The organism is Actinocorallia lasiicapitis (assembly GCF_054778695.1).
On the sequence record NZ_BAAGZI010000156.1, the window covers coordinates 1 to 12,485 of the forward strand.

The window sequence follows — 12,485 nt, forward strand, 5'->3', positions numbered from 1 at the left end:
GCCGCGAGCGGCGCCAACGCCGCGGCCGCCGCGCGCAGGATCGCCCAGCCGCGCGACTCCCAGTCCGCTCCGTAGGCCTGGCCCGCCACCAGCTCCAGCTCGGCGACGAACGTCAGCGCGTCCGTGGGACGTTGATCTTGGGCTTTGGCCATACCGCTGGCGAGCAGCGCGCTCAGCTCGGGCCAGGACCCGGCCGGTGGCGGCTCGGCGCTCAGGTGCTGGGCGCGGAGTTCGTGGAGACCGGTCCCGTCGTAGGGGCGCCGGCCGGTCAGGCATTCGTAGAAGACGCACGTCGCGGCGTAGACGTCGGTGCCCGCGGTCGAGGGGAGGCGAGCCCACTGCTCGGGCGCCATGTAGTGCGGGGTGCCCGACGACGCCTTCTCCCCGACGAGCCCCGCGATGCCGAAGTCGATGAGCTTGCTCACCCCGTCCGGGCCGACTATGACGTTCGACGGTTTGTAGTCCCGGTGCACGACACCCCGGGCGTGGGCGGCCGCCAGCCCCAGCAAAGAGCCCTTGAGCACGGTGAGCGCGGCCTCGGGAGCCAACGGCCCGCGCTCGTCCAGCAGAGCCCGCAGCGAGACGCCGCGCACCGCCTCCATGAAGATCGCCGCGTGGCCGGGGCCTTCCATGTGGCCGAACCACCGCGCCACATAGGGGCTGGCCACACCCTTCAGCAGCGCCGACTCACGCCGAAAATCCCGACGGGCTCCCTCATCGAAGGTCGCCACGTACTTCAGCACCCCGACCTGCCCCGTCTCACCCTCCCGGACCAGGAAGGCGGCCCCGAACCCCCCTTCGCCCAGCAACGTCAGATGCTCGAAACCAGGCACCCGCCAAGCCGTGCCCGCACCCTGTTCGAAAGTGTCCACGCTGCTCCATCGGGATCGCGACCTGCCGAGGCGGCAGCTTAGGCCACCATGAACCCCTATATGAGCATGTTCCGTGTGGCTATTTGGTTGAGTCTCTTAACACGGCGAACAGGTGACGGTGCCGTTCGCAGCGACCGGCGGGCCGACTACGTCACCATCGCCGACAACGGTTCCGTCCGGGTCCGACTGAAACCGCAGCGGCGACGGCCACGGCGGCCGGACCCCCTACGGTCGAACCTGGGGCTTTCCGCCCGAATATGATGATCTTGAAATGGATGATCATAGTTGGGCGTTCCACGCCTTCATCGTTGTCACGCCGGTTCTGCTCGTCGTGATGATCGTCGCCCGGTATCGCGGATGGCTCCCTTTCCGGAGGCACCCGGACACGACACGAAGCAGGCGCATCCGCCTGTGGGCCGACCTTCTCCTGGCGGCCGCAGTGATCGCCAAGAACCTGATCCAGGTCTACGACAGCCCCGACCAGTACAACCTCGTCGACGACGTCAACATGGCGGCGATGACGCTGTGCGTCCTCGTCGTCATTCCGCTCTGGTGGTATCTCGATCGCGTCGTAGCGGCGCGATACGACCAGCGCGGAACAGTGGAGGACCCGGCGCACGGTTCGTCGGCTGGGGACTGAGCCACCTCGGGTGAGCGCGGAAGCAGAGCGGGACTAGGCCTGTTCCGTGGATCGTGGTCGGGCCGCAGGAGGGCGGGCGGTCGGTGGAGCGAGGGTGGCTCGTTGGGGCAACTTTGCTCGGGGGTTGGGCGTTGAGGGGGCATGACGGCGGGCCGGGGTGCGGTGGCCGGGCGGCTTCTTGTGGTGCTGCTCGGGCTGCTCGGGTTCGCGTTGCCCGGGGTGGGGGCGGCTCGGGCGGCGCAGGAGCTGCCCGGGATGCATGCGGCAGGGGGGTGCCGGGGGGCGGTCGTCGCCGTCGCGACGGAGCGGGGCGGGGAGCTGGTCACGCCGGTCGTGCAGGCCGGGGTGCTGCCTGAGGACGTCAAGGTCAGGGCGCCTTGGGTCGGGGTTTTCCTCGTTGAGGACGAGCCGGGTGAGCTGCGCTGGGCCGTCGGACAGGTGGCGGCGTGCCGGGGGCCGCCGGGCGCACGGGAGTAGACGCTTTCAGCCGGGGCCTTCGAGGTCTCGGGTCGCTCCTGTGTGGAGGTTGTTGTCTTGGTGCGCACCCAAGTGGTGCGGGCGGTCCTTGCCGTGGGCATGGTCGTCTGCGCGGTGTTCGTCGTGTTCTCCCAGTCGGCTCGGCTGGGGCTGGATCTGCGCGGTGGGGCGCAGATCGTGCTGGAGACGGGGTCCGGTGGGGCCGAGGAGGCGGATCGGGCCCTCGAAGTGTTGCGGAAGCGGGTGGACGCGCTCGGGCTGGCGGAGCCTTCGCTGACCCGGGCGGGCGAGAAGCGGATCATCGTCGAGCTGCCCGAGGTGAGAGATCCGGCCGAGGCCGTCGCCGCGCTCGGGAAGACGGCTCAGCTCAGCGCTCATGCCGTGGTCGGCACCAAGCCCGCGGACGGGGACGTGGTCAAAACCGACGAGGACGGGCGGCCGGTGCGGCTGGGGCCCGCGCTGCTCACCGGCGACGAGATCAAGGGCGCCGCTGCGGGAAGCGATCCGCAGAGCCTGGGAACCTGGTCGGTGAGCGTCGACTTCCGCGGGAACGGAGGCGACGCCTGGGCGAAGGCGACGGGAGCGGCGGCCTGCCGGCAAGGAGATCTGCGGCGGATCGCGTTCGTGCTGGACGGGAAGGTGGTCTCCTCGCCGCAGGTCGCGGCGCAGGTGGGCTGCGGGACCGGGATCATGGGCGGGTCCACGCAGATCACCGGAGGGTTCTCCGCCGAGGAGGCCCAGGGGCTGGCGGCTCTGATCGAGGGCGGCGCGCTGCCCGTCCCGGTGGAGATCATCGACCAGCGGGTGGTGGGGCCGAGCCTCGGGGCGGCGGCGATCGAGGCCAGTGCCAAGGCGGCGGTGATCGGGGTGCTGCTGACCGCGGTCTACATGATGGTCGCCTATCGGCTGGCCGGGGTGCTCTCCGTGGTCTCGCTCCTGGCCTACGCGTTGATCTCCTATGCGGGGCTGGTGGCGCTCGGGGCGACGCTCACCCTGCCGGGCCTGGCCGGTTTCGTGCTGGCCATCGGGATGGCGATCGACGCCAACGTGCTGGTGTTCGAGCGGGCCAGGGAGGAGGTGGCGGCCGGCAGGACGGTCAGGGTGGGGCTGCACACCGGGTTCGCCAAGGCCTGGAGCGCGGTCGCCGACTCCTCGTTGACCACGCTGCTGGCGGCGGGACTGCTGTTCTTCCTGGCGTCCGGGCCGGTCAAGGGGTTCGGGGTGACGCTCTGCCTGGGCGTGCTGGCCTCCCTGTTCACCGCGATGGTGCTCACGCGGGTACTCACCGTGGCGGCGCTCCCCCGGGTCAGGCCGGGGCTGACGGGCCTCGCGGGCGTGGGACCGGTGCGGCGGAAGATCGAGAGCAGCGAACCCGATCTCCTGGGCCGCAAGAGGATCTGGCTGACGCTCTCCGCCGTGGCGCTGGCCGTCAGCGTGGCGGGGCTCGCCGCCAAGGGGCTGAACCTGGGCGTCGAGTTCACCGGCGGGCGGATGGTCGAGTACGCGACGAGCCAGTCCGCCGACGCTGCCAGGGAGAACGTGGCGAAGGCCGGATGGCCGGACGCGATCGTCCAGAAGACGGAGACCGGCGTCTCGGTCAGGACCGGAACCCTCACCGAGTCCCAGCGGCAGGTGATCCAGCAGGCGGTCGGCGGGCAGGTCGAGCAGGACGAGATGATCGGCCCCAGCCTCGGGGACGAACTGAAACGCAAGGCGCTGGTCGCGCTGATCGTCGCCCTGCTCGCCCAGCAGATCTATCTGGCGATCAGGTTCAGATGGACCTTCGCGGCCGCCGCGGTGCTGGCCATGGCCCATGACGTGCTGATCGTCCTCGGGTTCTTCGCCTGGCTGGGCCGTCCCGTGGACGGGGTGTTCCTGGCGGCCCTGCTGACGGTCATCGGCTACTCGGTGAACGACTCCGTGGTCGTCTTCGACCGGATCAGGGAGGCCGGCGAGCCCTACGTGCTCCACGCCAACCGGGCGGCGCTCCAGACCATCCCGAGGACGGTCAACACCGGGATCGGCGCGGTGTTCATCCTCACCGCCCTGGCCGTCCTCGGCGGCGGCTCCCTGACCGATTTCGCGCTCGCCCTGCTCATCGGGATCGCCGTGGGCACCTGGTCCAGCGTGTTCACCGCCATGCCCCTGGCCGTCCTCATGGAGAGCCGACGCGCCACCCGGCCGAACCCTGCCGCCGTGCCCGAAACGGGATGACGTCCTCCCGCCGTCAGCGGTCGGCGGCGGTGCGGCGGCGATAGTAGGCGACGGTGACCGCGGCGAGCAGCGGGCCCCACAGCAGCAGCGGTGCGTAGACGATGATGGCGAGCACTCCTTCCCAGTGGTGGTAGTCCAGGGGCCCGTCGCCTCCGTGGACGTCGTCGCCGAACGGGGTGCTGATCGCCGCCGCCGTCCACAGGACCGTCAGGACGGCGGCGCCCAGGGCGGCGGGAACGACCGCGGCCGCCACCGGTACCCGCCGGCCGCGCAGGCCGGGAACCCACCGGGGGAACACCTCTCCCCAGCCTGCGATCAGCCCGACCGCGGCGAACGCCAGCAGCTCGGACAGGATCGACAGCACGACCACGTACAGCTCCATGGGCAGCCAGCCGGGGATGTCGCCCGAGCCCTGATCGCCGCGGGCGATCGGCAGGTGCAGGGCGATGACCGCGATCCGCCACAGACAGGTCGGCAGAACCGCGAACGGGATGGCCAGAGCGGCGATCCGCGCCCAGCGGGGAACCCCGGCCACCGGAGTGTGCGCGGCCCTCCACGCGGCCCGCAGCCGCGGCAAAAGAGGAGTTTCGATAAGGCTGGTCACGAGATGCTCCAAAACTGGGTCGTGCGCGGTCAGTGGTTGCGGCGGCGGTGGTAGGCATAGGTCACGACGGCGAGCAGCGGCCCCCACAGCAGGAGCGGCAGGTAGCAGACGTAATACATCGCCGCCTCCCAGCCACCCGCCTGCGAGGGGAAGTCCGCAGGAGTCGGTTCGCCTCGCAGAGTCACTCCGGCGAAATCAGTGACCCACGCGGCCGTCCACAGAACCGTCAACACCACAGCGCCAACGGACGCGGGAATGACCGCGGCCTTCGCCGGAACCCGCCGACCGCCCACGAACGGGATCCAGCGCGGGAACACCTCACCCCAACGCGCGACCAACCCGATCCCGGTGAACGCGACAAGTTCCGAGAAGACGGACAACGCGATGACGTACCCCAGGCCCGGCAACCACGACGGAAGCTGCCCCGTACCGTGCGCCCCATCACCGTCCACCTCGAAGACAACGGCCGCGATCCGCCACAGGCCGGAGGGAAGCACGGTGAACGGAATGGCATAGGCGGCAATGCGAGCCCACCGCGGAACTCCGGACACCGGAGCGTGCGCGCTGTCCCAGGCAGCGCGCAGCCTCCCGGTCGCGGCTGGCACGGCGGCATGGCGAACGGTCATTTGTACTCCTCAGGGGCCATCGAAAGTCGCTCACTCGAGCGATTCCAACGATCACACCCACCCCCGCACGACGCCTCGCCCACCGGATGGAACCCGCTCCCCTCCAAGAGGGAAACCCCCACCTGCCCGTTAGGCCCCAAGAAGGAGCGCGCAGGACGACCGCACTCCGCTCCGCCCTCATGACAGATGACCCCGGCACCGAACATCACCGACACGACACCGCAGCCAAGGGCCTCCGATACGACCTTTCGGACCGCATATTCCGACCCACCCGACCCGACCCCAACGCCTACGACGAAAGGGGGATGCTCGCCGCGCCCACGCCCGCATCGACCCCACCAGACACGACCGGGCGTCCTCACCGAGAATCCGCGCCTGAGCGACGCGTACCGCCGCCCCGTCGCAGAGCGCCTCGCCAATGATCCCGATGCCGAATAGGAAGCCCGCCCCTCATCAGAGGCACTTCACCCTTGACGTCTGGCCCGTAACGACAGCGCTTCGCCTCAGCCGACTCGGCAAAGAACTGCTTCCTCCCGGATCGGATGGTGTTCCGGTGCCACCGCGTACCCGTCTCTCCTCCGCCAACCAGTCGTACGACACGTCGGCCTCCGCGCGACGCGACGCCACCAAGGTGACCGACGCCCCCAACCAACGAACCGCAGGACCCGCTGAAGATGCCCCGGCGACCGCGCGGGGTCGGCACGTCCTCACCGGCCGCCAGCCGGAGTTCTGCGCAAGGGGCCTGCTGGCGCCGACTCGAAGCTGGAATTTCGCGGCGTTCAGCGGTCCTCGATCTTCATGGATCCGTACGCTGCCGATCATGGGCGATATGCGGCGATGGCGACCTTCCTCCCAACCGAGGAAGGAGCAGAACTGGGTGCGGCCACCGCTGCGGCTGGTCCCGGTCGGGATCGCGCTCACCCTGACGTTCATCACCGCGATCAGCATCGCCGCCCTGGTGTTCGTCACCGGCCTGCAGCTGCTGGACGTTCACGGCCTGAAAGCCGAGAAACAGCTTTCGTCCAAGACGCTGTTCGACCTGATCAAGCTGTCGTTCGGCGTCGTCGCGGGTGCCGGCGGTCTCGTCGCCCTCGTCGTCGCCTACCGGCGTCAGCGCGTCGACGAAGCCGCGGCGCTGCGCGAGGCTACCAAATTGCACTCCGACCGGTTCACCACCGCCGTCAGCCAGCTCGGTGACGAATCAGCGGCCGTCCGGCTCGGCGCTGTCCACGCTCTGGCGGGTCTCGCCGACGACGCCCCCACACGCGTCCTGCGCCAGACCTGCATCGACGTACTGTGCGCCTACCTGCGCCTGCCCTACCGGCCCAACCCGGGCGACGGACCGGACCAAGCCGAGCTACGGCACCGCTACCGAGGCTTCCGCGAGGTCCGCCACACCATCATCCGCCTCATCGGCAACCATCTGCGTGAGAACGCCGCCGTGTCCTGGCAGGGCCACGACTTCGACTTCACCGACGTGGTCTTCGACGGCGGCGACCTCCACCGCGCCGTCTTCTCCGGCGGCCGGGTCAGCTTCGTTGACGCCACGTTCACCGCCGGCACCTTCGACCTCGAACGCGCGCAGTTCACCGGCGGCACCGTCGACTTCCGGGGCGCCGAGTTCACCGGCGGCCGGGTCGATTTCGAAGGCGCCCAGTTCGCCGGCAGCGCCGTCGACTTCACGACCGCGAAGTTCACCGGCACCGACATCGACCTCACACACACGGAGTTCACCGACGGCAACATCACCTTCCTGGGCGCGGCGTTCGGTGGCGGCATCGTCAACTTCGTCGGCGCGACGTTCACCGGCGGCGACATCGACTTCACGGTCGCGCAGTTCGAGGGCGCCTTCGTCAGCTTCGCATCCACGACTTTCGACGGCGGCGACGTGAGCTTCCAGAATGCCCAGTTCACCAGTGGCAAAGTCGCCTTCGCCGGCGCGCAGTTCATCAACGGCACCGTCGGCTTCGAACACGCGTGGTTCGAGGGGGACACCGCAGAATTCGGGGCCGCCTGGTTCGACGGAGGCCACGTCAGCTTCAGGGATGCAGCCGGTGATCATCCACGAAACCTGCCCTCGAATGCCCCGCTACCCGCTGGCCTGCTGCTCCCACCGCAGTGGCTCTCCTCATCCCTTCCACCCGTTTGATCGACCCGGCGTCGGGCCTGGCGAGACGAGGCCCAGGCATTCGGATTGATCGGCGCTAGCGCGGACTACTCGACGTTCGAGCGCTCGGATCGGGGTTCGTGCCGAGGGCGGTACGGTCTCGTGGTGCTGCGGCCGAGAGGGGCGCGTGTTCCCGACCCTGAGAGGACGGCCGAGTGGACGGTCGACGATCTCGTCGGTGTACTCCTCGTTCATCTGCGAGAGGGCTTTCGCTGCCGTGTCTGCGGTGGGCGGGTCAACGCGCTCTGCCCCGAGGGCGGACTGCCGTCCTGGGGCGGCTTGTACCAGTTCGCAACGCGCTGTCCGCTCTGCGACGCGCATGTCGATCAGGCGTGTCTTCACGCGCTCTTCGCGTCCTGAGCGGCTTTCCCCGAGCTAACGTCTGCGCCGACGATTCGGCGTAGGCGCGGTGCCTGTCCCTCCCGGTGAAGCGGGACGCCATCCCCTTGCGTTGACGCCGCGAGCCTGAGCGTCGTCACTAAGACGTCACTGTGCGTAGTGTCGCCGATGCTGCTGTAAGCGTGGAGGTGTCATGTCCCTGGACGGCGCTGAGGACGTCCGTTAGGTGCTTGGCGGATACGCAGGGCGACGACTCATGCTGGGCCTATGGCGTCTATGCTTCGGCGACGTTCTCTTCCTGGAGTTTCCGTGCAGCGTTTTCTTATCTTGGTCGTAGCCCCGCTGGTGATCGTTCTGGCGGTCGTCATGGGGATGTCCGTGGTTTTCGGTGGTGCCGGGGTGTTCGGCTTTTCGTCCGGATCCATTGAGGAGGTCGGTAGTGATGCTGGGGTTTCCGTCTCGCCGGATGGGCGGACGATCGCCGTGGTCGTCACGTGGGGTGACTGCGACACCGTCCACAAGGAGCTCAAGCAATCGAGTGATCGCGTCGAGTTCTCGATCGAAATCGAAAGTGACGATGGTGACTGCACGTTGAGCGCGACGACGGGCCCTGTCACCGCCCAGCTCGACGAACCGCTCGGAAGCCGACCGGTCATCGCCGCCGACGGCCGTCCTTACTTGAGCTCTCGCCGGCCCTTCCCCGGCATGTCCGGTACTCCCTAGCCGAAATCCGGCGGTGGAGCGGCTACGGAAGGGTAGTGACCTCGACGAAGCCGTCGAAGTCCGGGAAGAGCGGGCATTCGGCGTCTCCTGACAGCAGCCAGATCATGAAGGCTTCCCACGAGCCGTCGAGATGCCACCACTCGTGATCGTCGGCAGCAGCCCTCTGGGTTCCGGCCACAACGGCGGGAACGCCCTCGGCTCGACCTCCGCCGCCTTCCCCGTCAAGCCGTCCACGACGACATGCACCGACGCGGTTAACCGCAGAGGCGATTCGTAGCCGCCCCTCCTGATCCGTTCGAGCAGCACCTCGGCCTGCGACATCGTGTCGCGCCCGAGGGGAGCGCCCGGGTGCGGCACCGGCAGCACCTCGTTGATGAACAACTCGGGATACTTCTCAGCCCAGCGCCGGTAGTCCGGCGGTAACACCACCCCGTGCCGCTCACGCAGCCCCTCCCGATCCACTTGAGGCGGCGGATCGAGTGGCTGACCCAGCAGAGCGTCAAACGCAGACGACATACAGGGAACTCCTCGGTCGGGCCGCTGTTCACGCGGCCGGAGAGCACGTTCGATCAATGCACTCACCACGATAGGGAGGGGGTCGGACACTTCCGCTCCCGCTCGGAGTGGTTCACCTTGAGCTGGGAGTCGAGCGCGGCACCGTCACAAGGTCGGCGCTCCGGGCGGGCTTGCCGCCGAGCCGCTCCGCCCGGAGGTGCCGGGCAGGGTCGCGGCGTGAGACGCCTCCAGGCGCGAGCGAGTGAGGGCGAACATCACCGGGGTCGGGAGGGACGGGTTGGCGGCCGCTCCTTCCGCGACGGCCGGGATCGCGTCGTCGAGCAAGGCGACGATCATCTCTGCCGGCAGGGCCGGGTGGCCGGCGGCGATCGGTCGGGCGATCGGGTCTTTCAAGCAGGACGCCAGGGCGGGCACGGTGGCCCGTGGATGTTGCGCGATCTCTCGCAGTGCTCGCTTGACCGGAGGCTGGAGCCTGGAGATCTCCTCCAGGAGCGCGGGCGGAGTCTCCGGGTTGCGTGCGACGCGCACGGCGACACGTCGACCGTGCCGGTCGACCATGGCCCGGAGCTGAGCCTCGGAAAGGCCCGGGTGAGTGGCGATGGCCTTGAGGACCTTGGCGTCGGAGTCGGCGGCGAGACTGCTCGCGCACTGTCCATCCGCCGCAGAGTACCGGGTGGTTCGGGCGTCTCATGGACGGCGGAGGAGGGGGGTGGTGAGGGCTTGGGTGAGGGGGATGACGGCCAGGGGGAGGGCCAGGAGAGGGAGCAAGGGGAGGGCGGGGCGGAAAGGGAGGAGGAGGGTGAGGAAGAGGAGGGTTTGGAGGGTGGCGGTGGTGGTGGAGGTGAGGAAGGTGGCGAGGGAGGAGGCGGTGGGGAGGAGGCCGGCGGTTCGTTCGTGGTGATGGAAGGAGGAGGCGGACCAGAGGGAGCGGAGGGGGGCGAGGGTGGACAGGAGGAAGGCGCTCAGGGTGGCGGAGGTGCGGAGGGGGACGGTGGAACCGGAGGTCAGGGCGATGGTGAGGGTCGCCAGGACGACGGGGAGGGCCGCGACCAGGAGGAGGGCGGGGGGATCGGTGGTGAGGAGGCGGAGGTCTCGGTGGGCGAGGGTGCGGGTTTGGGAGCGGAGTTTGCGGCGGAGCGAAGGGTCGGTGAGGCGGAGGCGCGGGGGTGGTGGCGGAATCGGGCGGGTGGGTGGAGGAGGGGTCGGTGGGGTGGGGGTGGAGGCGATTCTGGTGAAGATCTCCGGCCAGGGGGTGGCGCCGAACATCTGCGGGAGGGAACGGGTGGGGCCCTGGAAGATCTCGCGGCCGCCGGGGCCCAGGACGAGGGTGTGGTCGGTGAGGGCCAGATGGGTGAGGTCGTGGGTGGCGATGACGATCTGACGGTTGCCGTCGGCCAGGGTTCTGAGCAGGCGCATGACGTGGTGGGAGCGGGCCGGATCCAGACCGGCGGTGGGGTCGTCCAGAAGGAGCAGAGAAGGGTGGGTGAGGAGTTCGGCGGCCAGGGCGAAGAGACGGCGGAAATGCGGAGGGAGATCACGGACGCGGGTGTGGGCCTCGTCCGTGAGGGACAGCTCGGCCAGGACGGCGTGCACGCGGTGCGACGGGCCCGGCGGAAGGCGCAGAGCGGCCGTGAAGGAGAGCGCTTCGAGCACGGTGAGCCCGCCGTGCGAGGGCGGGACGCCAGGGACGACGCCGATGAACGTGCGGATCTCGGCGCTCGTCGTGACATCGGAGTCGTGGTAGCGGACCTCACCGGAAGCCGGGGCGAGCTCGCCTGACAGCAGGCGCAACAGAGTCGACTTTCCGGTGCCGGCCGGGCCGATGACGGCGAGAAGACTCGGACCGGGAAGCCTGATCGTCAGCCCGCTGATCAGGGATCGCCCCTCGGAGGTGACGTGGTGCAGATCGGAGACGGCCAGGCCGTTGTCACGGACCGGCGGCAACGGGAAGAGCCGCTCCCCCGCACGCAGCAGCCTGATCCGGCCGACGGTCAGGACGTCACCGTCGCGCAGCGACGCGGAACCCGCGACCGACGCCCCGTTGACGAAGGCGTGGTTGGTCGCGTCCAGGTCCGCGACCGTGTACACGCCGCCGGGCGACCGGTCGATCCGGACATGGCGGCGGGACACCAGGGCGTCCATCAGGACGACGTCGTTGCCGGGGTCGCGGCCGAGCGTCAGCCCGTCCCTGAGCCGGACGGGCTCGCGGGGCGGCTCCTCGGCCGCCCCGTCGAGCGGGCCGAACGTCGACAGATCGGTGGTCCGCGCCCCGACCACGACGGGCGAGGCCGGGCGGGGGCCGCGCGCCTCGGACGTCAAGGTGAGGAGCGGGCCTTCGGTGGGGTGGCCGAGACGGAGGTCGAGGGGGGTGCGGAGCGGGCCGTCCGGCTGCCGGGCCCCGGTCGTCCAGCAGCCGTTGGTGCTCTCGTCGGTGAGGCGCCAGCCGGCGCCGTCGTGGCTGAGGGTGGCGTGGAGCCTGGAGACCCTGGTGTCGATCACCACGAGCCGGCAGTCGGGGCCCCGGCCGACCGTGACGGTCTCGCCGGGGCCGAACGTGAAGCTGTCCCCGGCGTACTCGATGGTCAGCCCGCCTCCGGTCATTCGCCGGCGCCGTCCGTGGGGAAGGGGTTGGGCTTGTAGCCGTCGGCGGACACGAGCTGCCCGTTGCCGAGGACGAAGGTCGCGCGGCCCGCGCAGTCGGTCATGACCCAGCGGAACCGGAGCCGGAGCACGCCCGTCATGGAGACGTTGAGGTCGGCGGGCTTGCCGAGGGTCGCCGACAAGGTGGCGAGTTTGGTGCCGTCGCCGTAGACCTCGAGGTTGACCTTGCCCTTGCTGTTCGGGGACGTGTCGTCGATGCCGACCACGCCGATGAGGCGCTCGTAGTGGCTGCCGAGGTCGTACTCGACCAGCCGTTCGGTGTTGTAGCAGGAGCCGCCGGCGCCGAGCGCGTGCGGCTGGACGCTGCCCGACAGCAGGTACTTCTCCCCGTCGTTCGTGTCGTACAGCTCGCCCGACGTCGGCGAGAGGTCCGCCAGATAGGTGATCGGCTTGCTGCTCGACACCGTCACCTTGACGGACGCGGGCATCGCGCCGCCCGGCTCGGGGTCCTGGCCGAGGACGACGCCGTCGGGGGTGCCCGCCGGGGCGGGGGTGAGCTCGGTCTGCACGTTGACGGAGACCGGCAGGGCCGCCCTGACCTCGGTCAGCGACTTGCCGCGCAGATCGGGCAGCCGTCCCGGCGCAACACTGACCGGGGCGGTCGGGGCGGCGGTCTCCGTGATCGTCGCGGACGGGGTGGGGGCGG

Annotated in this window: 12 protein-coding genes; 5 read left to right on the forward strand and 7 right to left on the reverse strand. The window is 69.7% G+C overall.

Translation table 11 applies throughout. The features are described from left to right. A partial coding sequence (locus tag ACYVE7_RS18225) for a serine/threonine-protein kinase (protein ID WP_460365978.1) occupies positions 1-872 on the reverse strand: 872 nt, incomplete at its 3' end. 271 nt (positions 873-1,143) lie between these two features. Here ACYVE7_RS18225 and ACYVE7_RS18230 point away from each other — a divergent pair. The 3 genes from ACYVE7_RS18230 to secD all read left to right on the forward strand — a co-directional run bounded on the left by ACYVE7_RS18230 (position 1,144) and on the right by secD (position 4,203). Next, on the forward strand, positions 1,144-1,512 hold the full coding sequence (locus ACYVE7_RS18230) for a hypothetical protein (protein WP_460365980.1): 369 nt from the start codon (positions 1,144-1,146) through the stop codon (positions 1,510-1,512). A 141-nt stretch (positions 1,513-1,653) separates the two neighbouring features. Then, the gene (locus tag ACYVE7_RS18235) at positions 1,654-1,989 is read left to right on the forward strand and encodes a hypothetical protein (RefSeq protein ID WP_460365982.1); all 336 of its coding nucleotides are present in this window, start codon (positions 1,654-1,656) and stop codon (positions 1,987-1,989) included. Positions 1,990-2,049: 60 nt separating this feature from the next. Next, the gene (secD, locus tag ACYVE7_RS18240; protein WP_460366000.1) at positions 2,050-4,203 is read left to right on the forward strand and encodes a protein translocase subunit SecD; all 2,154 of its coding nucleotides are present in this window, start codon (positions 2,050-2,052) and stop codon (positions 4,201-4,203) included. 13 nt (positions 4,204-4,216) lie between these two features. On the opposite strand, the gene ACYVE7_RS18245 is transcribed toward secD, so the two are convergent. Continuing rightward, positions 4,217-4,780 (reverse strand): hypothetical protein, encoded by a 564-nt coding sequence (locus tag ACYVE7_RS18245; protein ID WP_460365984.1) that lies wholly within the window; start codon positions 4,778-4,780, stop codon positions 4,217-4,219. Positions 4,781-4,836: 56 nt separating this feature from the next. Beyond that, a complete protein-coding gene (locus tag ACYVE7_RS18250; protein ID WP_460365986.1) occupies positions 4,837-5,433 on the reverse strand; it encodes a hypothetical protein in 597 nt (198 codons plus the stop codon). Positions 5,434-5,851: 418 nt separating this feature from the next. On the opposite strand from ACYVE7_RS18250, the gene ACYVE7_RS18255 reads away from it, so the two are divergent. Together ACYVE7_RS18255 and ACYVE7_RS18260 are read left to right on the forward strand one after the other, a co-directional pair. Then, positions 5,852-7,582 carry a pentapeptide repeat-containing protein gene (locus ACYVE7_RS18255; protein WP_460365988.1) on the forward strand — a complete coding sequence of 577 codons (1,731 nt, stop codon included), beginning with the start codon at positions 5,852-5,854 and terminating at the stop codon, positions 7,580-7,582. Between the two features lie 666 nt (positions 7,583-8,248). Next, positions 8,249-8,662, forward strand: coding sequence for a hypothetical protein (locus ACYVE7_RS18260; protein WP_460365990.1), 414 nt, complete (start codon positions 8,249-8,251; stop codon positions 8,660-8,662). A 102-nt stretch (positions 8,663-8,764) separates the two neighbouring features. On the opposite strand, the gene ACYVE7_RS18265 is transcribed toward ACYVE7_RS18260, so the two are convergent. From ACYVE7_RS18265 to ACYVE7_RS18280, 4 genes are all read right to left on the reverse strand, one after another. Continuing rightward, positions 8,765-9,178 (reverse strand): hypothetical protein, encoded by a 414-nt coding sequence (locus tag ACYVE7_RS18265; protein WP_460365992.1) that lies wholly within the window; start codon positions 9,176-9,178, stop codon positions 8,765-8,767. Between the two features lie 144 nt (positions 9,179-9,322). Continuing rightward, positions 9,323-9,706 (reverse strand): hypothetical protein, encoded by a 384-nt coding sequence (locus tag ACYVE7_RS18270; protein ID WP_460365994.1) that lies wholly within the window; start codon positions 9,704-9,706, stop codon positions 9,323-9,325. A 159-nt stretch (positions 9,707-9,865) separates the two neighbouring features. Next, complete coding sequence (locus tag ACYVE7_RS18275; protein WP_460365996.1) at positions 9,866-11,779, reverse strand: FHA domain-containing protein; 1,914 nt, start codon at positions 11,777-11,779, stop codon at positions 9,866-9,868. Next, positions 11,776-12,485, reverse strand: a 710-nt coding sequence (locus tag ACYVE7_RS18280; RefSeq protein WP_460365998.1) for an NPCBM/NEW2 domain-containing protein, incomplete at its 5' end; no start/stop codon positions are given. The genes ACYVE7_RS18275 and ACYVE7_RS18280, both read right to left, overlap by 4 nt.

Excerpts from the sequence above, each read along its gene's own strand:
- ACYVE7_RS18230 (WP_460365980.1), top strand. The coding sequence starts at position 1,144 with ATGGATGATCATAGTTGGGCGTTCCACGCCTTCATCGTTGTCACGCCG.
- ACYVE7_RS18235 (WP_460365982.1), top strand. The coding sequence starts at position 1,654 with ATGACGGCGGGCCGGGGTGCGGTGGCCGGGCGGCTTCTTGTGGTGCTG.
- ACYVE7_RS18250 (WP_460365986.1), bottom strand. The coding sequence starts at position 5,433 with ATGACCGTTCGCCATGCCGCCGTGCCAGCCGCGACCGGGAGGCTGCGC.
- ACYVE7_RS18255 (WP_460365988.1), top strand. The coding sequence starts at position 5,852 with ATGATCCCGATGCCGAATAGGAAGCCCGCCCCTCATCAGAGGCACTTC.
- ACYVE7_RS18265 (WP_460365992.1), bottom strand. The coding sequence starts at position 9,178 with ATGTCGTCTGCGTTTGACGCTCTGCTGGGTCAGCCACTCGATCCGCCG.
- ACYVE7_RS18275 (WP_460365996.1), bottom strand. The coding sequence starts at position 11,779 with ATGACCGGAGGCGGGCTGACCATCGAGTACGCCGGGGACAGCTTCACG.